Annotated in this window: 24 protein-coding genes; 19 read left to right on the forward strand and 5 right to left on the reverse strand. The window is 32.8% G+C overall.

Annotation, left to right across the window (positions count from 1 at the left end):
- Positions 1–3: 3 nt before the first annotated feature.
- The 4 genes from H6622_15380 to H6622_15395 all read left to right on the forward strand — a co-directional run bounded on the left by H6622_15380 (position 4) and on the right by H6622_15395 (position 3,805).
- Entirely contained in the window at positions 4–1,011 is a 1,008-nt protein-coding gene (locus H6622_15380) for a hypothetical protein (protein MCB9062903.1), read from the forward strand.
- 143 nt (positions 1,012–1,154) lie between these two features.
- Entirely contained in the window at positions 1,155–2,126 is a 972-nt protein-coding gene (locus H6622_15385; protein MCB9062904.1) for a hypothetical protein, read from the forward strand.
- A gap of 75 nt (positions 2,127–2,201) precedes the next feature.
- Positions 2,202–2,660 (forward strand): hypothetical protein, encoded by a 459-nt coding sequence (locus H6622_15390; GenBank protein ID MCB9062905.1) that lies wholly within the window; start codon positions 2,202–2,204, stop codon positions 2,658–2,660.
- 11 nt (positions 2,661–2,671) lie between these two features.
- A complete protein-coding gene (locus H6622_15395) occupies positions 2,672–3,805 on the forward strand; it encodes a CpaF family protein (GenBank protein ID MCB9062906.1) in 1,134 nt (377 codons plus the stop codon).
- An 18-nt stretch (positions 3,806–3,823) separates the two neighbouring features.
- On the opposite strand, the gene H6622_15400 is transcribed toward H6622_15395, so the two are convergent.
- A complete protein-coding gene (locus tag H6622_15400; GenBank protein MCB9062907.1) occupies positions 3,824–4,486 on the reverse strand; it encodes a hypothetical protein in 663 nt (220 codons plus the stop codon).
- A gap of 282 nt (positions 4,487–4,768) precedes the next feature.
- Between H6622_15400 and H6622_15405 the strand changes: the two genes are divergently transcribed.
- The 9 genes from H6622_15405 (at position 4,769) to H6622_15445 (ending at position 16,711) form a co-directional block, all read left to right on the forward strand.
- Positions 4,769–6,922 carry an elongation factor G gene (locus H6622_15405; GenBank protein ID MCB9062908.1) on the forward strand — a complete coding sequence of 718 codons (2,154 nt, stop codon included), beginning with the start codon at positions 4,769–4,771 and terminating at the stop codon, positions 6,920–6,922.
- Positions 6,923–7,093: 171 nt separating this feature from the next.
- Entirely contained in the window at positions 7,094–9,559 is a 2,466-nt protein-coding gene (locus H6622_15410) for a cache domain-containing protein (GenBank protein ID MCB9062909.1), read from the forward strand.
- A 56-nt stretch (positions 9,560–9,615) separates the two neighbouring features.
- A complete protein-coding gene (locus H6622_15415; protein MCB9062910.1) occupies positions 9,616–10,518 on the forward strand; it encodes a LysR family transcriptional regulator in 903 nt (300 codons plus the stop codon).
- A gap of 13 nt (positions 10,519–10,531) precedes the next feature.
- Positions 10,532–11,737 carry a CCA tRNA nucleotidyltransferase gene (locus H6622_15420; GenBank protein ID MCB9062911.1) on the forward strand — a complete coding sequence of 402 codons (1,206 nt, stop codon included), beginning with the start codon at positions 10,532–10,534 and terminating at the stop codon, positions 11,735–11,737.
- Between the two features lie 91 nt (positions 11,738–11,828).
- Entirely contained in the window at positions 11,829–12,251 is a 423-nt protein-coding gene (locus tag H6622_15425; GenBank protein MCB9062912.1) for a hypothetical protein, read from the forward strand.
- Between the two features lie 65 nt (positions 12,252–12,316).
- On the forward strand, positions 12,317–14,101 hold the full coding sequence (locus tag H6622_15430) for a hypothetical protein (GenBank protein ID MCB9062913.1): 1,785 nt from the start codon (positions 12,317–12,319) through the stop codon (positions 14,099–14,101).
- A 51-nt stretch (positions 14,102–14,152) separates the two neighbouring features.
- Positions 14,153–14,884: a DUF3050 domain-containing protein gene (locus H6622_15435; GenBank protein ID MCB9062914.1), complete on the forward strand. Its 732-nt coding sequence runs from the start codon at positions 14,153–14,155 to the stop codon at positions 14,882–14,884.
- Positions 14,854–15,324, forward strand: coding sequence for a DedA family protein (locus H6622_15440; protein ID MCB9062915.1), 471 nt, complete (start codon positions 14,854–14,856; stop codon positions 15,322–15,324). The genes H6622_15435 and H6622_15440 overlap by 31 nt, the downstream gene beginning before the upstream one ends.
- A 142-nt stretch (positions 15,325–15,466) precedes the next feature.
- Positions 15,467–16,711 carry a hypothetical protein gene (locus H6622_15445; GenBank protein ID MCB9062916.1) on the forward strand — a complete coding sequence of 415 codons (1,245 nt, stop codon included), beginning with the start codon at positions 15,467–15,469 and terminating at the stop codon, positions 16,709–16,711.
- On the opposite strand, the gene H6622_15450 is transcribed toward H6622_15445, so the two are convergent.
- Positions 16,693–17,682 (reverse strand): alpha/beta fold hydrolase, encoded by a 990-nt coding sequence (locus tag H6622_15450; protein ID MCB9062917.1) that lies wholly within the window; start codon positions 17,680–17,682, stop codon positions 16,693–16,695. The genes H6622_15445 and H6622_15450 overlap by 19 nt on opposite strands.
- A gap of 107 nt (positions 17,683–17,789) precedes the next feature.
- Here H6622_15450 and maf point away from each other — a divergent pair, with 107 nt between their 5' ends.
- Entirely contained in the window at positions 17,790–18,362 is a 573-nt protein-coding gene (gene maf / locus H6622_15455) for a septum formation protein Maf (GenBank protein MCB9062918.1), read from the forward strand.
- Here maf and ccsA read toward each other — a convergent pair.
- The 3 genes from ccsA to H6622_15470 all read right to left on the reverse strand — a co-directional run bounded on the left by ccsA (position 18,344) and on the right by H6622_15470 (position 22,281).
- On the reverse strand, positions 18,344–19,894 hold the full coding sequence (ccsA, locus tag H6622_15460; GenBank protein MCB9062919.1) for a cytochrome c biogenesis protein CcsA: 1,551 nt from the start codon (positions 19,892–19,894) through the stop codon (positions 18,344–18,346). The genes maf and ccsA overlap by 19 nt on opposite strands.
- The gene (locus H6622_15465) at positions 19,891–21,522 is read right to left on the reverse strand and encodes a cytochrome c biogenesis protein ResB (GenBank protein MCB9062920.1); all 1,632 of its coding nucleotides are present in this window, start codon (positions 21,520–21,522) and stop codon (positions 19,891–19,893) included. The genes ccsA and H6622_15465 overlap by 4 nt, the downstream gene beginning before the upstream one ends.
- Positions 21,523–21,591: 69 nt before the next feature.
- Entirely contained in the window at positions 21,592–22,281 is a 690-nt protein-coding gene (locus tag H6622_15470; protein ID MCB9062921.1) for a DUF1624 domain-containing protein, read from the reverse strand.
- A 29-nt stretch (positions 22,282–22,310) separates the two neighbouring features.
- On the opposite strand from H6622_15470, the gene H6622_15475 reads away from it, so the two are divergent.
- The 5 genes from H6622_15475 (at position 22,311) to H6622_15495 (ending at position 26,161) form a co-directional block, all read left to right on the forward strand.
- Positions 22,311–23,534 (forward strand): MFS transporter, encoded by a 1,224-nt coding sequence (locus H6622_15475; GenBank protein MCB9062922.1) that lies wholly within the window; start codon positions 22,311–22,313, stop codon positions 23,532–23,534.
- Positions 23,535–23,596: 62 nt separating this feature from the next.
- Positions 23,597–23,905, forward strand: a complete 309-nt coding sequence (locus H6622_15480) for a c-type cytochrome (GenBank protein MCB9062923.1) — start codon at positions 23,597–23,599, stop codon at positions 23,903–23,905.
- Positions 23,906–23,913: 8 nt separating this feature from the next.
- Positions 23,914–24,384, forward strand: a complete 471-nt coding sequence (locus H6622_15485; protein ID MCB9062924.1) for a hypothetical protein — start codon at positions 23,914–23,916, stop codon at positions 24,382–24,384.
- 47 nt (positions 24,385–24,431) lie between these two features.
- Positions 24,432–24,902: a hypothetical protein gene (locus H6622_15490; GenBank protein MCB9062925.1), complete on the forward strand. Its 471-nt coding sequence runs from the start codon at positions 24,432–24,434 to the stop codon at positions 24,900–24,902.
- A 203-nt stretch (positions 24,903–25,105) separates the two neighbouring features.
- Positions 25,106–26,161, forward strand: coding sequence for a hypothetical protein (locus H6622_15495; protein MCB9062926.1), 1,056 nt, complete (start codon positions 25,106–25,108; stop codon positions 26,159–26,161).
- Positions 26,162–26,370: the final 209 nt, after the last annotated feature.

Below are 26,370 nucleotides of genomic sequence, written 5' to 3' on the forward strand. Positions count from 1 at the left end.
AATATGTATCGAATATTTTTTGCCATTACTTTGATTCTATTGCAAAATTCAACGTTTTGCCAAAAATATCTTAATGAAGAAGAAAAAGTTAAGTTGCTTAAAGAAATTGCAAATGAATTTATATCAACAGCTCAGACCCTTATACTCTCTCTTCCCAATCAAGAATTCTTATGGGAGCAGGATCAGTCAATTTGTCCAATGGATGAGTTCTTAGAGATGGGCATAATTGATAAGTATTCAAATTGCTACCCCTATATTCCAATGATGATTTCACCTAAAAGTTTAAATGGGAATATATTTAATTTTTATAAAATAGATCCTGTAAATGTTTTGCTCAAAAAGCTAGAAGTCGTTGAATTTGAAATCGATGAAATTACCTATGAAAAAGAATTTGAAAATTACTATATTGTCATCCCCCTGAAAAAAATTAAATTAAAGGGAGAAGTTAAAATACACTCAATCATTTCAAATAAAATTTTGATGCACTCAGATTCAATAGGCCTTGAAATTAACAGTACCCAAGCAAAAAAACTAAGATTTTACCTTGGAACTCATTTTGTAGATAACACTCCAGTTTTCAATCTCAGTCTTTCAAAACTTTTTATCCCTGACGGAATAGGTGCTTTATCCCTAGAATTAAATGAATTAGAGATCTTAAAATTAAATGAAAAAATTGCTACAGATTTGACCGAAAAACTATATGACCGATATAAAGGAAAAAAAATAGGCCCAAAAGGTCGTAGCGTTAGCGTCACATCAAAAGAACAATTATATGAGCTGTTTCTCAATCGGCTGAAAAACAAAGATGATCATTTTTTTCAAAAATCTAGAATATTAAAAAAAGAACTTAAAAAATCAAAACTTCTTGTCTATTCAAAGTTTTTTTCAGGTGATGTTCACGGTTATAAGTTATTTAAATTTTTAAATAAAGCATTTGCAAAATTATCCGGAAATCAAAGATTTATGAATTATGTATCAAGACAAATCACACGACTTATTCAGGAGGAGTAGAGTCAATTATTCTGATATACTTTATAAAATAGAAACAAATATTCTTGTATTTATCTCCAAAAATTCACCAAAAAAGATAAACAAAAATTAATATTTCGCAAATTTTCTCATTTATGTTAGTTTGGCCTTATCTGAAGGTATTTATGAAACATGTTTATTTAATTTTCTTCCTTTTCACTTCCAACACATTTCTCTATTCTTCTACAAATGATTTAAATCTCAAAAAAGAAATCTATTCTTTAAATATGAAAAATCCAATGGCATCTCTTCCTCTGGCCAGCAATATAAAATCTTTCTCAAGACAAATTGATAAATCTCAACTCAATAATGCGACAAAACAATTTTTTATATATTTAGGTACAAATAAGGATGAAGAGTTTAATAAATCTAAAAGATTAATTGATCAACTACTTGATGAAGGTGCAAAAGTTCGGATGTCAGATATTCAAAATCTTCTTCAAACTGCAACTCGAGTTAAAGATGATCATCTTTCAATCTATAAAGAAGTACTTAGCGATTTAATACATCATCATTCAGTTACCCCAGACATGTTGATTTCTGATAAGTATTCTGTTTTTGAGTTTATGCTTGAAAACACTGTTCTCAAAGAGGCCTACGAGGTTATCTCTCAAAGAAATGATATTGACGTCAATTTTGAAGGAGGTAGAACCAAAAATATACTGTACTACTGCTCTTCCAATATAAAAAAATGTAAGTTTATCAGGCAATTTTTCAAATATTTCTCTGAAAGAATAGATATAAATTTTAAATCAAAACATTCAACTAGGCCCAATATACTGTTTGAAATTGCTGACCAAATACAACAAGACAAGTCTAGATTCAATCCTCAAATGAATTATACTGAGTTTGTTCACTCTATTTTTACATATTTTTATCAAGAACCTTCAAGTTCTAATGGAAAAATAGACGTCAATACCTTACATGATGAATTGAGAGTTCCTTTTACTTTTATCTATAAGGTTCATGGATACAATTTTCTTGTAAATATGATTGAAAAGAAATTTTCTATCCATATAGATGAAAAGGCTTTCATAAGATGGAATTATGAGAGGGAAATTAAAGTTCTTACAGATTTTTGGAACGACCTCTTTTAGGCCAGTATTTTCAAGACCTTATTTAAACTCAAGTAATTCACTCTGAATTCCGATAACTTATTAAAGGAGTCTGATATGTCCTTTGGATGTTATGGGAAACATATTCTAAAACTAAGTTTTTTTGTGGCCCTTTGCTGTCAATTATTAGCAGATGATCAGGCAAAAAAGATTGTCTCTTCAAAACATTTTTCTCACCCTAAAAGAGAGGTTTCCGTCATCATAGGCCCTGAGAGCTATTATCCAAATAAATTTTTATTTTATAAAAATGAAGAAGTTACTTTTTATTTTACTAGCATAAACAGTATTGCTTCTTGTGTATTATTTCCTAAATACCAGCTGTATTTGGGTGTTAAAAAAAATGAAATTATCGAACAGAAAATTGTTTTTGATGAGGAAGGAATAATCGAATTTTATTGCCCAACTGGTAATATAAAATCTCAAATTACTGTAATCGAACATCCTGAATTAACCAGAGAAAGAGAACGAAAAAGAGAACTGGCCGGCCAGAAAAAGAAAGTATGGATGCCAGAGTAAGAGGAGAATAAATGAGCTCAATTGCTCAAGACGCGATTCATAATTTTTTAAAACCAATTCGTGATCTTTTGGAAGATGATAAAATATCAGAAGTCATGATTAATGGTGCTCATGAAATATTCATTGAAAAAGGTGGACTTGTTTTTAAGGCAAAAAATACTTTTCCTGGAGAGGAAGAACTATTTTCGGCCATGAGATCAATTGCTCAAAGTGTAGGACGCGTACTCGATAATGATAATCCAAGACTTGATGCAAGACTACCAGATGGATCACGGATTCACGTCGTTCTACCTCCGATGGCAAAAAATGGGATAACAGTAGCTATTAGGAAGTTTTCAAAAGATGATTTAACCATAAAAGATCTCGTAAATTTTGGATCTTTATCCCCTGAAGGTGCACGTTTTTTAGACATTTGTGTCAACCTTGGTAAAAATATTATCGTCTCAGGTGGAACTGGTTCAGGTAAAACAACGATGCTCAATGTCCTTGGAGGAAGAGTTCCCAAAACTCAACGCTTGATCATTATCGAGGATGCATCAGAGTTAAAAGTAAACTCTGAACATGTCGTACAATTTGAAACGCGAAAACCTGATCCGGCCCAGGGGATTTCTGAAGTAAGCATTAGAGATCTGGTACTTTCCTCTATGAGACTTAGGCCAGATAGAATAATAGTGGGGGAGGTGCGTGGACCTGAGGCCCTAGACTTAGTTCAAGTAATGAATACCGGCCATGATGGAAGTATGGGGACAGTCCACGCGAACAATCCAACAGACGCTTGTACAAGGCTTGAAACTCTATGTTTAATGGGAGAAACAAAAATTCCACCTGATGCCATTCGAAAGATGATTGGATCCGCACTCCAAATAATTGTTCAATGTTCAAGATATCATGATGGTGGCAGACGTACATCTCATATTTCAGAAGTCCTTGGTGTTGACCAGTTTGGTCGATACATAACTAGAGATATTTTTAGATGGCTACAAACAGGCAAAGATCCTAAGACCGGAAAATACCAAGGGGAGATGGTTCCTTGCAATTATGTTCCAACTTTTTTTGAAGATATTATTGTTAACAAACTTCCCTTTGAAAAGGCAGGATTTATCTCTCCCGGTTGGGCCCAAAAAATTCTAAAAAAAGCAGCGTAATACAAATTGGAAAAAATATTAATCAATTGAATCCCAATCAATATTTTTACTTAATGTAACTCCTGAGACTGTCTTTTTTTCTTCATTCTTAATGAAAGGAAAAACCACTTGAGTAAAATCATCTCTTTGCTCTTCTCCACCAATAAAGATTACATTCGGAACGAAATCGGTGAGTGAGTTTATATAATAATCTTTTGGTAGCCCCTGCATAATAAAATTGGGGTCATCTGAAGGGTCATCAAATCCAGCATTTGTCTCTAAATTTGCGAGTGAAATCGAAAGGTGATCCATTGGCCTATCGGAAAGGTTTTTTACAATCAAAGCTGCTTTTATTTTATCATGCGGCAAATCTTTAGTTAAATTCCATGTCCCTATATGGAAGAAATCTAGATAAAAAGTTGCATTATGATATTTAAGTTTTCTAGGCAAAAGAAGCGCTTGGATAAATTTTCTAGTAGATGGATCTTTTGATTTTCGAGCAAGTTTTTCGGCCAGCATACTATCTTCAATTCGAATAATGTAGTTTCCAGGTTCTTTGGTCGCAGTATAAAGTGTATATTGGAAGGCTATGCTGAATAGCGTATACAGCTTGTGTTGTGGAAGTGAAATTTTACTATTTTTTTCTTCCAAAAGCGTTTTAACAGACTGATACAAAAGAGTTTTTTCTAGATCCCTACTCATTAAAATTCCCGAATTGTAAATTGATCATATATAAATAATGTTATGCAGTGGGCATCTTAAATAAGTGATTTTTATGAGGCCGTCAATAGGTTAGCTCCAAACGATAAATTTTTGCTGTACATCTGAAAAAAATATTAAAATTTATTTAGCGAAAACCACTCATCTCTATTATCAATTCTACAGTTGACTCATCCCACTATTTTCATTAATATCCTGACTTTATTTAGCTAGAATTATTTGTTATTAAACCTGAGGTTAAAACCCTTACTTTGGAGAAAGCTCATGAAAATAATGGCCAAGACGAGAAATATTGGTATTTCGGCCCACATCGATTCCGGTAAAACGACACTTACTGAACGTATCCTCTTCTACTGTGGTGAAATTCACAAAATTGAAGATGTTCGTGGTGGTGGCGATGGTGCAAAAATGGACCACATGGAACTGGAAAAAGAAAAAGGGATTACTATTACTTCTGCGGCCACTACTGTATTCTGGAGAGGTTTAAAAGGCGAAGGAACTACTTTTGCAGATGGAGTTGAAAAAGAAACACGTATCAACATTATAGATACTCCGGGACACGTCGATTTTACTGTTGAAGTTGAGAGATCTCTACGTGTTCTTGATGGAGCTATTCTTGTTCTTTGTTCTGTTGCTGGTGTTCAGTCTCAGTCAATTACAGTTGATAGACAAATGAAACGCTATAAAGTTCCAAGACTTTGTTTTATTAATAAAATGGATAGAATGGGGGCGAACCCTTGGAATGGTGTTGCTGCACTCAGAGAAAAATTAGGTCATAATGCTATTCTTATGCAGATTCCAATTGGCTCAGAGGAAAATTTTGAAGGTGTTGTCGACCTCGTCACTAGAAAAGCATATTACAATGACGGCGATAATGGAGAAATCGTAAGAGTTGAAGATTGTCCTGCTGATTTAGTAGATAAAATGGAAGAACATAGAGATGCTATGCTTGATGTTGTATCTGAATACGACGATGAAGTTATGGAAAAATATCTTGAAGGTGAAGAACTCTCGGAAGAAGAAATTCACAAATGTATTAAGGCCGGAACTCAGTCTTTAGTTCTTACTCCTGTTTACATGGGTTCTGCTTTCAAAAATAAAGGTGTTCAACCTTTACTAGACGCTGTTGCAAGATATCTACCTTCTCCACTTACATGTGCAAAACCAACAGTTGTAGATGAAGATGATAAACAAATTGAAATTGAACCGTCAAAAGATGCTGATCTTATTGCAATGGCCTTTAAAATAACTGACGAACAATTTGGACAGTTAACTTACACTAGAATTTATAGAGGGACTCTAAATAAAGGGGACACTGTTTATAACTCTAGAACAAAGAAAAAAGTTAGAATTGGTAGAATGGTACGAATGAATTCTAATGATAGAGAAAACATCGATTCTGCATGGGCCGGTGATATTATTGCCCTCGTTGGTGTTGATTGTGCTTCAGGGGACACTTTCGTAGGATCTGATTCTCAAATCGGTATCTCATGTGAAGGTATCCACGTTCCAATTCCAGTTATCGAACTTTCAATTTCTGTTAAAGATAAAAATGAACAGGCCAGAATGGCAAAGGGCCTTCAAAAATTTCTTAAAGAAGATCCTACTTTTCATGTGTATACAGATGAAGAGTCTGGGGAAACAAGAATCGCAGGAATGGGGGAACTCCATCTTGAAATTTATGTTGAAAGACTCAAAAGAGAATTCAATGCAAACGTACAAGTTGGTGCTCCTCAAGTTAACTACAGAGAAACGATCAGAAGTGAGACTAAATTTGATTATACACATAAAAAACAAACTGGTGGTGCCGGACAATTCGGTCAAGTTGTTGGTGTGTTAAGACCTCTCGCTGAAGCAGATAAGGATTCTGAAGATCAAGTCTTCAAATTTAATAATGAAATTAAAGGTGGATCAATTCCTTCAGAATATATTGGAGCCTGTGAAAAAGGTTTCCAAGATGTTATGGACAAAGGTCCTTTGGCCGCATTCCCTATGATAAATTGTGAAGTTTTCTTACAAGATGGTCGATACCATGACGTTGACTCTTCCGATATGGCCTTTAGAATCGCTTCTAGACAGGCCATGAGACAAGGGATTAAAAATGCAAGTCCTGCGCTTTTAGAACCTATTATGGGTGTTGAAGTAACAACCCCAGATGAGTATCAAGGTTCTGTCATTGGGGATCTTTCTTCTAGAAGAGGGATAATTCAAGGTTCAGAGACTGATCCAACTGGAGAAGTTATTATTAGAGCTGAAGTTCCGCTTTCTGAAATGTTCGGCTACTCTTCAGACCTAAGATCGATGTCAGCTGGTAAGGCCTCATATACGATGGAGTTTTCAAGATATTCTGAGTGTCCAAACAATATCGCTGAAGAGGTTATTAAGGCCAGAATCGAAAAACTTGCAAATGATGATTAATGTGATTTAATAAATTTTGAATTTTTTATCCGGGCCCTTTTAAAAAGGGCCCTTTTTTTTCTACAAGTGAATATTTTCTATAGAATAACATATTGAAATAATTGAATTTTAAGTAAACCTAAAGATTCATGTATTACTAAAATTTTTAGACAAAAAGGCCGAAAAGCATTCATGCAAAAACTGCATCGAAAAAGCATTACAGAAACTTTTCTCATTATCTCTGTGATAATGACTCTCTTTGTTGTTCTCTTTATTGGAGGATCAAATATCTATTCCGTATATAGTATCTATAGAGACGATACAAATATGTTTGAAGAAGAGTATCTCGAACAACATAAAAAAACTCTTAAATTAGAAGTTGAACAAACAGAATTAAATATCGAAAAGGAACTTGGTCAACTGGAAAAACGATTAAAATTACAAATCAGCAGTCGAGTAAATGAAGGACTAAATGTAGCTAAGAACCTATTTGAAAAATATCAAAATGAAATGCCTAAAAAAGATATTATTAATCTAATCAGAGAGTCTCTTCGATCAATACGTTTTAACAAGGGGAGGGGATATTATTTCATGATGAATACTGAAGGCGTAGAAATATTATTTGCTGATAAACCTGAACTTGAAGGTAAAAACCTAATCAAAATGAAATCAACAGATGGTATTTTTGTTGTTAAAGAAATGCTCAAAATAGCAAAAAATAATGGCGAAGGATTCATTAATTATGAATGGAGCAAACCAAACGAAACTGAAAAAAATTTCTCAAAAATTTCGTATGTTAAATATTTCAAAGAACTAGATTTAATTATCGGCACAGGTGAATATCTTGATGATGTTGAATCTGATTTAAAAGAAGAAATCCTATCTCGTTTAGAAAGAACAATTAGTAAAAACTTGGATTACTTTTGGGCATTGCGCTCAGATGGAACCTTATTGGCCCATCCATTCCTCACAGAGTTAAAAGGTAGAAAAATTTTACATTTAGTTGATGAAAATGGAGTAAATATTATCAAAGAGGCCATTAATGTCGCTAAAAATGGAGGTGGTTTTGTTCGCTATAAGTGGAATAGACCAATCAAAAATAATACTTCTAGTAAATTAACATATGTCTATCCCTTCAAAAGATGGGGCTGGATTATCGCAACTGGTGCCTATTTAGATGACTTGGAAGTTTGGACACAAACGAGAAAGGATCAACTTCAGGCACGACTAATTGATCAGATACTAATTACAATACTTGTTATGGGACTTTCTTTCGTTCTTTCTACAATCGTTTTTAGAAGGGCAACTTCAAGAATAAATAAAGGATTTAAAATATTTCAAAATCTATTTGAACACCCAGATTCAAAATTGACTGAAGGACAAGAGAAGGAATTTCAATTCAAAGAATTTCAGATTCTTTCAAATTCATCAAAAATTCTAGAAAAATATTATCAACAAATCAATGAAGAAAAAATAAGAGCAGAAAATGCACTTCGTGCTAGGACTGAATTCTTAAATAATATGAGTCATGAAATCCGTACGCCCATGAATGTTATTGTAGGAATGGCAGACTTGATTGATGAATCAAAAATGAATGAAGAACAAAAAATGTTTCTAGGATCTTTTCAAGATGCATGTAAAACATTATTAACAATTATCAACGACATTCTAGATCTCTCAAAATTAGAGGCCGGAAAACTAGATCTCGATTTTAACTTCTTTGATCTTGAATTAAAATTGAAAAAAATTGTACAGTTATTTAAAAATGAAGTTGAAAAGAAAGGACTCAAAATATCTTACAATATCGATGAGGGTATCGCCAATTTTATTGAAACGGATGAAATTCGATTGTCACAAGTATTATCTAATCTTATAGGAAATTCCCTCAAATTCACTCAAAGCGGTGAAATTGATATAAATGTAAAACTTGTTGAGGATTACTCGAAAAATCAAAGAATTCGGTTTGAAGTATATGATACTGGAATTGGAATTTCTAAAGAGAATATAAAAACTATCTTTGATGAATTTAATCAAGGAGATGCGTCAATTACCAAAAAATTTGGTGGTACTGGGCTAGGCCTTTCGATTTCATCAAAATTAGTTCGTCTCTTGGGTGGGAAACTAAAAGTTCAAAGCGAGTTTGGAGCTTATACTAGATTCTATTTTGAGCTCGATTTAGTGGTGAATAAAACAATGGAATCACCAAAAACACTAGAAGTAATAGTCAATCAAAAGACGCCAATAAAAAAATATTCTGAAGCTCATTTCAATAAACTTAAAATACTGGCCGTTGATGATACTAAAGACAATCTCGTCATTATCCAAAAATTTTTAAAACATCCAGATATTGAACTTGATACCGTCATGAGTGGGCGTGATGGACTTAAAGCAATTAATGAAAAAGAATACGATCTCATATTTATGGATATTCAAATGCCAGAAATGGATGGATATGAAACGACCAAAAAAGTAAGAGAAATTGAAAGGAAATTAGGACGTCCCAAAACCCTAATTTATGCTCTTACAGCTTATGCCATGCAGGAAAATATTCAGAGATCCCTTGCTGCCGGATGTGACGGACATATTACTAAACCAATAAGAAAAGGTGAAATGCAAAAATTCATTCTTGAATTGGTTCATAATAAATTAGCAAGCTAAATGTATTTATATTGCTTTTGTCTGGTCTTTTAGCTAGAGCATATATGAGGTGATTTATGATTGAAACGTCTCAATTACAAACATTAGTTGCTGTTGCTCAGTCTCAAAGTTTTTCACGAGCAGCTGAGCAACTTGGTGTCACTCAATCGGCAATTAGTCAAAGTATTAAAAACCTTGAGAGCAAATTAAAAACACCTTTGTTTAAGCGCTCTGGCAAGAAAGTTGTCCTCACTCAGGAGGGAGAAAAACTCTTTGAGATGGCAGAACATTTTCTTTCAAGTATGGAAGAAACACTTGAGCAAATAAAATACGCTCCTGAACAGATGCAAGGGAAAATTAGAATTGGTACATTAAATGGGGTAGGAAAATCTTGGCTGGCACCAGAGATATTTCAGTTTGCTAAACATTATCCTGATCTAAAAATATTTATTAAAATGGGGCTACAAAAAGATCTCGTTGCTGAATTTGAGGAGTTAAAACTCGATATCTTGATTTTACCGACAGAATATCTTCCAAATGTTGGGAAAAAAGTTTTCTTAAGTGACGAACGCTCTACATTAGTATTTCCAAAAAATCACCCAGCTTTTAAAATTTCTAAAGATATAACCCCATTAGAGTTACAGAAATTTCCAACGATCATGTTTGAAAAAAATGATCACCTTTATTACACATGGTTCAAAACGAAGTTTCAAATCTATCCAAAAAACATTAATATACGCTATTCAATCAACTCACATGGCCATATATTACATGCTGTTAGAGATGGGATGGGTGTAGCAGTTGTACCTACTCATGTATTAAATCGCTCAATTCTTAAAAATGATGTAGATACATTAGGAACAGATTTCGAAGTGGTAAACTATAGAATGTATATGGCCTATCATAAAGAAAGTGAACATCTTTTGAGAATTCAAAGGGTTCTAGAACATTTACTGAAAAGACCTTCACCACTCATATAAAAAAGGTATTTTTATGAGTATTGCTATCCCTGAACTTCCAATAGAAATAAGAGATATAGTCGATTTCCTTTTTTCAAATGGTTACTATCTAACGGCCGTTGGTGGATGCGTTAGAGACCTGCTTTTTTTTGATAAAATATCCTTAGATTGGGATTTTGAAATTAGATCAATTAACAATCACAAATTGCAAGAAGAAGAATTAAAAAAAGTGTTTGAAAATATATCTAAAAATTTTCAACTTCAAATTATTGAACTTCCGTATTGTATATTTAAGTTCAATATCAATCATTATGAATTTGAAATTTCATGTCCAAGAAGAGAAATCTATACCGATAATGAAGTCGGTCATAAAAACTTTGAGGCCATTTTAGACTCTTCAATGAATTACATTGAATCTTTCAAAAGACGAGATTTAACAATTAATGCTCTAGGAGTAGAGTATATTGGTCCCCAATCTATTCTTATTGATCCATATAGTGGATTGCAAGATGGAAGAAACGCTATCTTAAAACATATCTCCTCAGATTTTTCTAGAGATCCTGTGAGGCTACTTAGACTTATTCGTTTTTGTAAAACCAGCAATTTTAAAATATCAGAACAAACCAAATTATTAATTAATAAATTTGATCTCAGTAAGTTGAGTTGGCACTATATTGTTAAAGAATCAAAAGATATTGGACTTTCTTTTCTATTATTAAAAATCAAAAAAATTTCCATTGAGAATAATATTAAAATTCATAGATCTTTAAAATTTTTATATGAGAAAATGAGTACAATTGAAGAAACTAATGAGATCGAGGATATATTTCTTAGACAACTTGACAGTTTCGAATTACGAGATTTTGAAGAGCTTGAATATTTTAATTTGTCTAAAAGCTTTATTTTAAAGGCAAAGAATATAAAAGATACTCTTTTAGAATTTAAGAACAATAGTGTTTTAACAAAATTGTTAAAACACTGTGAGAAGAATTCATTTGAAGAACTTTTAAACAAAGAACAAAATAAAAAATTACTCAAATCCATTAAAATATTAACAAAGAAATACTTATCTCATAAAAGTTTAGTTTTAAAAATTGCTGACATTTATGATATAAATTTAAATCAGTTTGAAAATTATATATTGTCATCTGATTTGGTAATATCTGCCGATAAACTCGATCAAATAAGTCCAGCGTTAAGACAAGATTTTGTTATCTATAAAAAATTAAGAAAAGATTAGGCCTTAAATCGTCAGTTCCTGTTTCAGATTATTTTATTTTATTTCTATTTGTGTTATAATTTACTGTGTGTGGGCACACGGGAGGTTTGAAATGGATGAATTACAAACCATATTGGCCGAGCATCAAACTAAAAAAAATAATGGTATTGAGACTAATCATCATAAGAATCGTCCAATAGCTTCATCTTCCGAAATTCCTGATCTTTTTTTCGATGACGTTCTAGTCAAATTCAAATTAAATAGAATAGAAATCCTTGTTATTATGTATCTTTACAGATGTGTTTGGTGTAGACCCAATTTGTATAAAGTTCATGGAATTTCACAAATTTTATCTCATACAGAAATGGCCAACAAACTAGGCCTAAGCATCGATGAAATTTATCAGGCCCTTAAAAAGCTTGAAGACCTAGGGTTTATATCAACTATACGTTCAGGTCAGTATTTTGTTCGGAAATACTTCACTAAACAAAATGATGAATTTTTTGCCCATACATATAACGAATTTGAAATTTAAAATATTTTGATTTTGTTTCAAGTCTCAGGCCTTAGACCCGATAAGAGTGAGGGAAGGTAAATTTAATGAAGGCCAAAAAAATTGCTTATATTGGAAAAGATAAGAGTTATTGGACAACGATTCAACATCGTTTTTCTGAAAGCTATAAGCAATTTGAGTTTGAGTTTGTTCAACTTGTAGGAAAAGACCCAAAATTTTATCAAGATATTTTTCTTAAAATTTTTGCTTTCAAACCAGATATCATTTTTTTAGATTTATCTGAAAATACAAATTATCAAAAAAAATTGGCAACAATGATTTCAACCGAAAATTCTATGAAACATGTTTCAACAGTTGGATTGGTTGATACAAAAGAAGCAGCAGATGAAATCGGTTTAACTGGTCTGCAGTTCATTCATGTTAAATGTGGAGAGTACCATGATGTTGTCTATGATCCATTTATTTTCCGATGGCCAAAGGCCGCAAAAAAAACTGAATTTGCCAGAGCAAGATTTCAACATCAAGTCAATCTTATTGAACGATTGAGAATTGGTTATATTACTAAAGAATGTGTACATATTGAAACTAATCTCGATTTAGAGATAGGTGATACCGTTGTACTTGAAACAAAGATCCCTGAAAAAATAAACAAATCGAAATACTTCAAAGTAAAAAAGAAATCAATTGAGAATTTATATTATAATTTCAAATATAATTATGACTTGGAATTAACATTTTTAGATCGCCCTGATGTTGAGAAAAAAGACGAAAGCGGTATAAGAATATATGGAGAAAAAGAGGCCAAGCATATTCTCAATGAATATGAAAATGAACTACCCATCTATAAAAAAAGAATGAAGGATTGGGTTCAAGATAATTTAGATGACAGAAATGAAAAATCCATGAAAATTTTGATCATCGATAAAGAATTAAAATTCATGGAAGGACAAGAAAAACCACTTGACGAATTTTCTTTTACAATAAGATTTCAGTCTTTCTTATCTCAAGAGCTTTATGAAATTGAACAAATTAGACCAAATATTTTAGCAATTGAGTTTTGGGAAACCAATGAAGAAGAATCACAAGATGATGACAAAAAAAATATGGCCCAAGCACCTCGAAAATTAGATAAAGAAGAAATTCCTGGTGATGATAGATCTCCTGTCGATCTACTTTCCCAAATCATAAGTAAAGTTAAATCTATGCAAGACTACAGGCCATTTGTAATTCTTTTCAATTGTAAAAGATTCAGTTCTGCCTCATTTCAAGATAGTTATAGATATCCTTTCATTATGGCCAATCAAAAACCTATGACTCTAGGTCTTGTTACAGATATGTCTGAATTATATAGAACCAAACAAGATGCAAAAGAAAAAACTTTAATCCAGCAGAAAATTCAGCTTCTAAAGAAAACTGATCCCCAAAAATATAGAAATATTACCGCAAATGATTTTAAAGAAGATAGATTCTATATAAAAAAATCTTTACCTCTTTCTATCTGTAAATTCAGTCATACCATAACAATTAATTCTCTGACTGAAACTGAATTGGTGTTCACTTCAAAAGTCGTTCTTCAATCCACTCGGTTTGAAATGCGTTTTCCAATAGACATGTTTATATGTACCATTCCCATAGAAGGGCAGCCATACAAAAAAGAATCCGGTGGTTTCATGTATCGGGCACTGATCTATGGAGTTGATGAGACCGCAAAAAAGAAGTTGAGACAGTATGTAAATGAAATTTTCTTTAGCTCTTTGAATGAAGAAAGACAGAAAGAACAAAAAGCATTCGAAGATTTAAATCGTCAAGCTATGGAAAATATAAAGCAATCAGGTCAATCTGATGATGATCCAGAAAAAGAATCCGCTTAATTTTTAACTCTGTACTGACAATTACAAATATTATTTGCTATAAATAGTCTTATGGAACTATTTTTTGATAAACAAATTGAAACTAAAATTAATAACCTCTCAATTCATAGACTGAGTAAATATCTCACCAGTATAGAAAATTTAAGAATTTTCATGGAGATACATGTTTTTGCTGTCTACGACTTTATGTCACTCCTGAAATCCCTACAAAGAGAAATCACTTGCGTTAATATTCCTTGGGCCCCATCGAAATATAGTAAAAATTCAGTTCGCTTTATCAATGAAATTGTTGTGGGCGAAGAAAGTGACCTGGATCTAGATGGAAACTTTAATGACCATTTTACCATGTATTTAGAGGCCATGGAGGAAATTGGTGCGAACACAACTGAAATTAAAAATTTTATCGAAAAAAAAGATCTTGCTATTATCAAAGACGAGGTTATACGAGATTTTTTACTTTTTAATTTCGATATAGCTCTAACAAAACCTCCCTACATTATTGCCAGTGTCTTTCTTTTTGGAAGAGAAGATATCATTCCCAAAATATTTTCACCCATTGTTGAAATCTTAAGAAAGAATTCCCTTCACTGTCCCAAATTACTCTACTATCTTGATAGACATATAGAACTAGATGGCAATCAACATAGTGTTTTAGCAAAAGCTCTCCTTGAAGAACTTTGTGAAGGAAAAAGTACAAAAATAATTCAGGCAAAGGAATTCGCACTAAGTGCTTTGTCATTAAGAGAAAAACTTTGGGATTTTACTATAGAGAAATTCAAATGACAGGTGAGTACGTTGCACTTTTTTTTTCTACTTTTCTATCTGCAACTCTCATTCCGATTGGATCAGCTCCTGTTGTTGCTTTGATGATCCAACAAGGTTATAACGTTCAAACCTGTCTTATTGTTGCCACTTTAGGCAATACCCTTGGTGGAATGACAAACTATGTAATTGGCCTGATGGGAAAACTTGAATGGGCCGAAAAATACTTGAAAATTAAACGTGAAAAAATTTACAAATTTCAATATAAGGTTCAAAAATATGGCCATCTTATTTCATTATTTACCTGGTTACCTGTCATTGGTGATCCTCTGTCTTTAGCTCTAGGCTACTTTAGAATACCTTGGTTTCTGGTTTTTGTTTTTATGCTCATTGGAAAATACCTTAGATATCTCGTCTGGGCACTGGTTACATTAGAAGTAATCAAGTCGGGTATCTTTTAGTTCAGATTAATTCAATCAACTAAAGAATTCTAACATCTCATAACTACATTGGCCGTCTATCTATCACAGTACTAAAATATAAACATTTGATTGTAAATCAAACTCATACACAACAAACCGATACATGTATAAAGGAGTATTCATGAAAAGTTTATTGTTAATAGCATTATTTAGCAGTGCAAGTCTATTTGCAAATTCTGCTTTTGAAAAACGCTTTGAAGTCTCATACAAAGATAACAATGCAGTCCAAATTTCTATCAGAGGAGCACAAGGATTTCATTTCTCATTGCAACCGTATCTTTCACTTATAAAAAAAATTCTCATCGAAGAACAAAATCAAATTAATACACTTGGATATGCCGATGAAATTCATGAACTTTTAGGTGAAGAATTTATTGATCTATCAAATCCCGCCACTTTGCAAGGAGGACAAATGAATCGTTCTCGTGCAAATTCTATGAAAACAAGAGATATTAAAAACATTGTTGATGCATTGAGAGAATTATCAAAGTACGATTTTAATGAAATCTTTTCAGATCCAAAGTTCATTGATACTTTAAGTCAATTAGAAGTGCGTATGAATAAAGCTCTTTCCTATATCAATCCAAATGTTCTGGCCCGCATGGATGATTCTCGCTTCTTTTACAAAAAAAACGTAATTGAAAAAGTATCGAAATGGGGACTTAATTTAGCAAAAAATCAACTTAGTGTTGTACCTGTTCTCAATACAGCTCTCTACGTAATTGATAAAATTAGTAGAATGCTTCAAGAAAGAAGATTATTTATGCAAAATATGCTTCTGCACTATCTACAAAACTCTAAACCCGAAGAACTTGGTATGAATATCTCAAATGTCAGACATGCTCTTTCATCTATTTATGAATCCCAAATTCCTTGGTTTATGTTTTGGGAATCTAATAAGGCAAAAAAAGACTGGGACGGATATGGTGCAAAAAACTTCTCTGCAAGTATGAGAGGTGCAAATAGAACTCTTGTCTCAAACTTTCATAGGTATGAATCAGTTGATAATCGTATCAATTTTGCTTTTCAAGATGTTTATATAAATGATGAATTAGGTAAGGCCATAATCAACTTATTTGATTCAGAAGCAATGTTTACTAGTAAACCCGCCGTAGCTTATTACTATGACAAACCTGGAAAAGTTAAACGAAAAAGAGTACTTCTTCAATTAGCTGAACTAGGACTTAGCTTTCTGACAATTCCAAACTTTTTGAAATCGCAAATTTCTAAATACATTGGTTCTTTTTATTACAGACAAGTGATAACAGAAGGATCCCTAGTCGGATACTTCGAAGATAATGGAAGAGAAAAAATGCGAGACATGATTTTGTCTCAAACGGTGAATCCTTATTTGAAAAGCGAATAAATTCTATTCATGGCCTGGTCACGCAACTCATCTTTTTCTTGAAGAAGATTGTGACCAGACCTTTCTATATCTATGAGTTGACACTTTTGAACTCTTTCACAAACTTCTTTTTGAATTGGTACTTTAACTGTTTCATCCGCTAATGATCTAAAAATTGTTATCGGGGTTTCTATCGTTTCAAGATCTCTTTCTAGAAAGGAATCCATGGATTTTATAGATTCATAAACCCATCTCGCAGTAGGTCCTCCAATTTTTAACATCGGAAAATTCTCTAAATAGTCATCATAGTTTTTTAATCTTTTAATAGATCCTCTCATTCCTGAATGATACTCACTAGGCCTTAAGTAAGGACCTCTTCCTGGTGCATAGAAACTTCCCACACCTGTATACACAAGTGCTTTCGCAATTGCTCTGGCCTGCCACTTGCTATAAGGATCTGTCTGTATATCAAACATCGGAGCAAACAAAACAGCTTCACTAAAAAAATGAGGTTTTTCCAAAAGCAATTTGAATCCCAAAAAGGCCCCCATTGAATGTCCAATTAACTCATAGCTTTGATAATTTTGATAATGTGAAAGTAGTTCTCTAATAGAGGAAGTGTACTTGTCAAAATCTGTTATATGACCTTTTTGAATATCCTCTACATAACGCTGAGATAAACCTTGTCCAAGATGGTCAATAACAAGGATATCTGTTGGTTGATCTTTTAAGTCGTAAGCTAACTCGTAATACCTCTCTTTGGATTCAGCTCTTCCCGGAAGTACAACTGTTAGTACATTATGGCCTTTATTGAAGTATCTATATGAAAGCATTTCACCCTTATTCATTAAAAATTTTAACTTGATAAATTTTTGAGCGGAATTTTTTTCTACATAAGGAATAACTTTTTCTTTAAAATCTAATTCAAAGTTTTTTTCTGAAATTGCAAAAAGATTAAAACTCATAAGGAGCAAGAATAGAAATGCTTTCATCAATTCCCCTGGTTAATCATTGACCTTTATGTATTTATTTTATATTCGTCTTATCAATTATTTTATTAAAGTTTGTTTAAGAATAAAAAGACAGGGAAAGTAATTCCATGACAAAGATCATTTTGGCCACTGAATCAAAGTATAAAAAAGCGTTATTTAACAGGTTAGGGTACGATTTTATATGCGAAGATTCCAAACTAGACGAGTCTATTATAAAAAAAGAAGACATCTCACCTAGGGAAATGTCTAGAAAGCTGGCCATGCTTAAAGCGAAAGCTTTAAGGACAAAATATTTGAACGATATTATTGTGGCCTCTGATCAGATATGTTTACTTGATGATCAAATACTTAATAAACCAGGTAATATTTCTAATGCAAAAAATCAATTGTCAAAAATGCAAGGGAAGTTTCATTCTCTACTGACAAGTGTCTGCGTGATATATAAGGACCAAGAATTTATTGAAACAGTGCCCACAAAATTAGAAATGCATGCTTTAAATGATGAACAAATCGAACATTATCTCAAAAAAGATGAACCTTTTGACTGTGCTGGTTCATATAAGATAGAAAGCCATGGCATTTCACTATTTAAATCAATTAAGACTGATGATTTTACTTCAATAGAAGGACTGCCTCTTTTGAAGCTCAATCAAATCTTATATCAAATATTTTCTGCTTGAGTTTTCTGTATAAAAAAATTTAGTTGGGTAAAAGCGAGGACAATAATCTGTACAATAAAAAACACTGATAAGAAAATGGCCCCACCTTGGCTAAATCCATATGAGTGTAAACCCGTGGCCAGAATATAATTAACTCCAAACCAGGCCATCATAACTGACAAAAATGCAACGGCAACTAATGGAATGAATTTACTTTTTGAAATCCATGTCGTGTATTTTCCATGTAAGATGGCCATATAGAGACATAAAACAATTAAAGACCATGTTTCTTTAGGGTCCCATCCCCAGAATCGTCCCCAAGAATAATCGGCCCAAACTCCACCTAAAATAATTCCCGCTGCCAATAGGATTGTTCCGAACTTAAGGCATGTATATATTAACTCCGCATAGTATGATTCTTCAGCACTAGTCATAGAAGTCAATTTTTTTCGGATCATTGTTGCATTTGCTAGTATCCAACTTAATGCAAGAGCACCATAAGATAGAATAATTGTTGTGACGTGAGTTGAAAGCCAAAAATTATCTCTAAGAACCGGAACAAGTGGGTTAATTCCAGGGTCTAGCATACCATGAGCAAAATTAATCATAAATAGCGTACAGGTATTATAGGCCAGTCCAACAAAAACAAATACTTTCTCTTTTTTGAAATGACCAATACCCATTGCGAGAATCAATCCACCAAGCCCAGAGAAGAGAACTGTTTCATACATATTTGTAATCGGTGCACGCCCAGAGATATAGATCCGAAATGATAAATAGACAATTTGAACCATCATTGTGGAGGTCGATATGACAAGTGTAATCGGAAACTTTTTAAAAAGAACTCCACTGGCCAATGATAGCAGTGTCAAAATGAGGGCAATCAGAGGAAGGTGCATCTTTGCAAACAAGAGTTCTATGAGATATTTTTTTTCTTTCGTATTGTTGTCGAAGTTCACTTTAGATTGGTTAATAATTGATTGAAAAGGATGAGCAGAATTTGCTTTGACCGAAATAATTTTGTCTTCTGTAAGGTAGGTTAAGAAATTTTGCCAAATAATTTGATTATTACTATCAAGGGCAGCAAACTGCCAATTTTGACCTGAAGAGATGCTTTGATATAATGTGATTTGGTTGAGTAACTTATCCAAGGATTTTTTATAAGAACCTTTGTCTTTTTGCCTAAATGATTCCATTCGGATTGACTGAAATTGTGAAGTCAGATCTTCATAGCGAATTGATGAAGTCCCTTTTGCTAAATTAAAATATTTCTTTAACTTTTCGTGTTCAATTGGGGCCATCAATTCAAGATTTATTTTCATTCCAGTGGATCTTAAGGAAGTTAAGCAAAAGGCAATTGTGGAGGATATGCCATTTATAGTGGTTTTTCCCGTTAGCATTTTTATCACTTCTTGCGAGTGAACATATAAAGGTTTGACTCTACCTCTTTGAAGTGTAGGTAAATTTTGAAAATCATCCGTACAGAAATAGGTGTCTACTGCACTTATGTGAAAAGATAAAAATACTGTTAAAATAAAATATAAATAATTCATGAAAAACTCTCTTTTCTAATTTTTCTACGATTTAACAAATAATGCCAAATAGAACCTATAACAAGTAGAACTGAACCAAAGTATTTTAAAAAGCGACCTGGGTCATAATTTGCACTCAATACACTTCCATATTTACCTTCGTTAGTTTGAAAATAGGAAGCTTGATAGAAAGTAAATCCACGAAACTTTAAAGGATTGTTCATAAATATGTGGTGACTTGTTACTCCATTGGCCTCATACAATCTTACAAAACTCTCATAACTTGCAGGAGTTTTAGTCCCAGGATCTACATCCATTTTAAATTTTTCTAAAGCAAACTCAAAAGGCAATTTTATAGTTTTTTTATCAACGAGAAACCTTACTTTTTTCCCCTCGATAAGTAAGGTTAATGCTCTTTTACTTGTGGCCCAATAATTTCTACCTGCAACTGATATTTGTACGGCCTTTTGATCACCCTTAACCAAATTCCCATTGGACTGAATTGGCATTGTAAAATTGGGAATATACCGTGGGACTGCTGTTTCTTCATGTCTAAGTAGCTGCAGCTTCGATCCCATCCAAGGCAGACCTACTGGAGTAGATAAATTGAGGTCTTTGACTTGCCATTTTGCAGATTCTCCAATTTCTTGAAAAAAAGCAATTTTCTTACCAAAGATGAAAAGGTTAGGAGAGTTTTTAAAAACACCTTTTGAAAAGATTCTTAAATTCCCCAGTTTGTTTTGTTGTAGTTTTATATCCATAGGCCAGGGTGAATGATCTGGAAAAAATGAATAGATGGTTCCTTCGTAATTAAACGCCAAAAACCTGGTACCTTCAGATGTTTTTTGAACATGAACATTCAGAGATTCAGGAGTAAAGCAAGTGTTTTTCTTTGCATCCCAGAGGATAAGTTCACTTTCATTTTGCTTATCAAAACACTCGCTGAAAGCAGAAGGCATATAATGAATTTGCAAAGGTCCTAGCTTTAAACTATTTTGAAAACCTTGGGCCTCGGGATGAAGAGATAGTGTGAAATCCTGAGCGGCCATTGGATTAATCAGAACAAACTGGCCAGAATGGCGCGAATGAGTTCCATAGGCCGGCATTTCTTCATTGACCCAATCGATACTATCATCACTAAAAGGAAGAAATTGCTTAATTTCAATGTTTTGATATTTCGCAGCGATTTCTTGAGAAAAGGCCCCATCGGGAAGTTTGTAAGTTACTTCTTCTCCACTATCCAGAAATTGAATTCTGAGTACATCTTCATTTAGGATAATTTCTCTTGAGCTACTTTGTGGTTCCAAAGTGATGCTCCCATCAACTCCAGCGAAATAGGTGACAAATGATCCACAACAGATGATAATTAGTCCGGAGTGAATAACATAAAAACCATACAGTCTTTTTTTAGGAGGAAGGCGAAGTAAAGCCGCCATAAATATGCTCAAAAACAATAAAAATTGTAAGAACATAAAAAAAGAAGACTTGTATATAAATCGATTGGCAAACTCAGTACCGTAATAACTTTCACAAAATGTTCCTAAAATCATTGATATAGAAAATAAAATGATTAGGATGACAGCAAACTTTAATCCTCCAACCGTCTTTTCAAGAGCATACCAATTTTGCAAACGAAATATATTTTTCAATTATTATCCTTAGTAAATAGCTCTTTCTCTTAACAAATAAAGAAGATTTTGGCCAAAAAAACAGACCTATCAATGAGTGAGTTTATGAAAAAGATAGACAAAACTATAAAGAATAGGTTGATGAAGTAAATAAATTTTTAAAGCATGTTTACCTGGAATGATAATAAAATTGGCCCACTGGCCCTTGGGAAAGGGTAGTTTATGTAAATTCTTATGAAAACAGAATATTCCGAGTAAAATAACAAATATCCAGGGTATGGAAGGGATATAATCCATAGAATAATGAGAAAGCTTAATCCAAGGGAATTCTACTTTGAATCCTATCCAACTTATTCCCAATATGAGTGATATAAGGAGAGAAAGATTGGGGTACCTGAGAAAAGGTAGTGCTAATAGTGAACAGACAGCAATACAATGTAATGTTCCAAAGTATATCCAATTCTTAGGAAAGGCAAAAAAAGTAAAAATTGAAATACAAACTGCACTAAGTGCAATCTTTGCAAAGCGTTGCCAAAAGACTTTCCATCTTACATGGGGTAAGTGAACGATACATAAAGAAAAACCGACGCAAAGCAGGAAAAGAAAGACGATGATCCTAGGGAGAAACCACCAAAAAAAATCCCTATGAAAATCAATTTGATTATAACCAAAAGCACGCAAATCATAAAAAAAATGAAAGAAGACCATTAAATAAATGGCCACACCTCTAATAAAGTCCACAATTAAACAACGAGATTTAATTATTTTTTCATTCGTCATACCTAAGTGATTGTACCATAATAATTATAATGATTGAGTTGTTAAAAAAACATCCTATTGAAATATTTTTTGGTTTGTGCTTTTCATTTTTCACTTGCTTCGGTCAAACTTTCTTAATCGCTCAATTTCTTCCTTCCCTTAGGGAGTTAGCTTCATTAACTGTTAGTGAAATGAGCTTTACCTACTCTTTGGCCACTTTTCTCACTTCATTTGGTTTAAGTCGAATTGGGCGATTAATTGACACTTTTGATATAAAAAAACTTTCTTTGTGCATTCTCTTAGGTCTTGCAAGTGGACTGATCATCTTAAACTTTTCATATCATTATCTTATTCTTGGATTGTCATTTTTTTTAATTCGCTTCTTTGGTCAGATTTCCTTAGGACTCATTTCCCAAGCATCGCTTTCAAAAATATTTGGACGAGTAAGAGGCAAAGTATTGGCACTGACTGGACTTGGAAGATCTATTGGCGAGGGTCTATTACCTCCAGTAATCATTTATATTATCGTAAATTTCCAATGGCGCTATGCAATTTTTTCAGAATTACTTCTCATGATCTTGGTGCTACTACCAGTGATTATTTTGTGTATACCAAAAATTTCTAAAACTCCACTTTATGAGGAAAATCAATTAATTCACTCTAAATTAGCTGATTCTGAAAAATTGACAGAGGGTACGTGGCAAGAATTTTTCAAATCACCTCGTTTATTTATTTTATGTTTATTCAATTCCTACTTGCCTTTCACAGTCACTGGATTATTTTTCCAACAAGAATTTTTAGGTGAATGGAAGGACTGGGCCCCACAGCTATTTGGCAACGGTTTTGTGTTTTATTCTTTTTTTTACGTCAGCGGTAACTTCATATGGGGTCATCTTATAGACAAATATACGTCTTCAAAAATGCATTTTTTTATGTTTTATCCTTTTATTATAACTATGGGTTTTCTCCTTTTTGGGAGCGGTAAAATTGCCTGCTTTGCCTATATGGGAAGTCTAGGATTCTCAGTAAGTACAATGGCCATGATGCGCCAAACCTATTGGGCAGAAAATTTTTCTTATTCAATTCTAGGTTCACTAAAGAGCAAAGATGCAACCGTAACGGTTGTTGGCACCTCGATATCTCCAATAATTTTTAGTTCAGTAACCTCTATGAATATTCCGATTTCATATACAATTAGCATTTTATTTGGAGTGAGTATTTTGATTAGTTTTTTGTTTTTACTTCATCATATACTCTACAACATTGCTAGATAGTACTTGCCTATAGGATGATCTTTAAGTTAGTATTGTCCTAGGTGCTTAGTATAGGGGAAATAATGTTAAAGAATTTGTTCATGTTGTGTTTGCTTGTGTTGACTATGAGTTCTACAATGGCCGCTGATGCTAATAAGGGCAAGGCTCTCTATAATTCTAAATGTGTTCAGTGCCATGGAGAGAACGCCTTAGGTAATGTTGAGAAGAAGGCCCCAAAACTAGCGGGGCAATATGATTGGTATATTGATACTCAATTAGGAAATTTTAAGAAAAAAATAAGAAATAATGTTGATATGGATCCTATTATTGCTGATCTAACAGATGCAGACTTTAAGGATATATCACTTTATATTTCACAAATAAAAAAATAGGTTTAATAATGTCATTAAAGTTTATTCCGGCCGAAACTGATCAAGACTTACAATTAATCTATGATCATAATATCGATGCCTTTACTGACACTCCTGATTTTGACTGGAGCCTAAAGGATATCAAAAATGAAATCAAAGATGGCTGGTCTCTTTTTTCTGTAATCGAGGGCGAGGAAATTATTGCAGCTGTTTTCTACAAAAAAGACGGGAAAAAACTCCTCACAAAAAATACTTCTATTAAGTCTAATCACCAAGGGAGTGGACACTCTCATAGTATAAAAGAGTTTTTCGAGACAAAAGCGAGTGAATTAAATCTTCCAACCGTAATTCACTACTGTAGAATTGACAATTTCAGAATGTGCTCTTTAAATGAAAGACATGGATATAGTAAGCAACCTATTAAGTCTGGTCATAATAAAATGATTATAGAATGGGTTAAGGATTTGACGAAAGAAAATACAAGTTTAAGAAAGAAATAAGACAATACAGTCTGAGTTGTATTAAAGCTTTGTTCAAGGAGAATGAAATGGCAAAAACAACGAAAAAAGTTGCTAAAAAAGCAACAAAAAAAGTAGCTAAAAAAGCTACAAAAAAAGTAGCTAAAAAAGCTACAAAAAAAGTAGCTAAAAAAGCTACGAAAAAAGTAGCTAAAAAAGCTACAAAAAAAGTAGCTAAAAAAGCTACGAAAAAAGTAGCTAAAAAAGCTACTAAAAAAGTAGCTAAAAAAGCTACTAAAAAGGCAAAAAGAAAGCCAAATGCTGCTTTCATGAGACCTTTGCAACCATCTGATGCTTTAGCTGCTGTCGTTGGTTCTAAACCAATTCCAAGAACTGAAATCATTAAAAAGATTTGGGATTACATCAAGAAGCACAATCTTCAAGATCCAAAAAACAAAAGAAATATTCTTGCTGATGATAAACTCAAAGCTGTCTTTGGTGGTAAGAAATCAGTTTCTATGTTCGAACTAGCAAAAATTGTAGGTTCAAACGTTAAGTAATTTGACTCTAATTTCAATTTACATTCAAGGGCCCTTTTTTAAGGGCCCTTTTTTATTTTAAGTATCGTCATGATGATTCTTTAAGAGTTATATTAATTTCGTTTTGTATTTTGTAATCTTTACTCTTTAGATGACAAATAAATCAATTCAATTTGAAATACAATACATTGAATTATAAAGATTCACCTGGGTATAGGTGATTTATGTATAAACTTTGTTTTCTGTTTTTGTTAGCAACTCAACTCTTTGCTGCTCCCGATAACTTCTTTCCGTTAACAAAGGTAACAGTTTGTCAGTCTTTGATGATGACAACACTTTTAAGAAATCGTGGACTAACCAATAAAGAAGTAACCAATAGAGCTTTGCAAGACCTTAAGGCATTCCAAAGAAATATTCTCCAAGGTAATCAAATTAACCCACAGACTCCTCCTAAACGCTTTGATGAGTTGCAAATATCTAGTAATGATTCTTCGCAGGTTATCCAAAAGGTCAATGAACAAATTCAAGGACTACTGAGTGGTAGTAACAAAATTAAAGATAATGAACAGCTAAGGACTTTTGCTGTTACAGTTCGTGAAAGTGAGATTCATGAATTATTTGATCAAATAAATAATAGAATGAGAGTTCCACACAATGATTATATAAATTCGTATCATCAGACGTTGGATATCGTTTTCAATATTGTCTTCCCTCTGAACTTACCAATAATACTTTTGAATCCCGTAAATGACCCAACATATATTTTATTCGATTTGATTTATTTTACTATAATTCATCAAGGTTTGAATGGGTTTTCTTTACCTAAAGATTGGCTTATCCACCGAGATCGTTTCTACCATAAAGCTCTTGAACAATTACAAGATAAAGAAAATGAGTGGATGTATATTTCAAAAAAGTATATTGTGAGTAAACAGTTTGTCGCATCAGCATTACTCACCTTAAATTCGGATGATTTAATTAATGATAAATTTAGAGGTTCAGTCTATTTTAATAATAACAAAAAAAGGAGTTCATTTTTAAGAAATCTAATTCATGAAATAACCCAAAGAAAGAATTTTTCTGAACAATTCTGGAAACTATTGAAAGAAAAACAAACTGTCTCTTTTGATATCCTTATGAACAGGGCCAACGGACTTGATGAGCTAACATTTGTCTTTAGAGTAATGGAAGAAAGCAAACCGAAAATCGTAAAAAAGGCGAAGAATTTTAGAAAAGATAAAGGATTCGATTTTTTACCAGGAGGTGTCCCTGTTAGATAAAGATCACTGTAACCATTTGAATCTTCATGAGACTAACTTTCTCATTGTATCGATACTCCCATAAAAAACTTTACGGCCGTCAATATTCTGAATAAAAGATTGAACTTGTAACTAATTAATATCACATAAAATCTTCTGGCATAGTTTGTGCAGAAGAATTAAGCGATGAAGCTAAATGGAAAACTCTCTATAATTTTACTCGAAATACT

This window comes from Halobacteriovoraceae bacterium, assembly GCA_020635115.1.
In the GTDB taxonomy this organism is placed as follows: Bacteria; Bdellovibrionota; Bacteriovoracia; order Bacteriovoracales; family Bacteriovoracaceae; genus JACKAK01.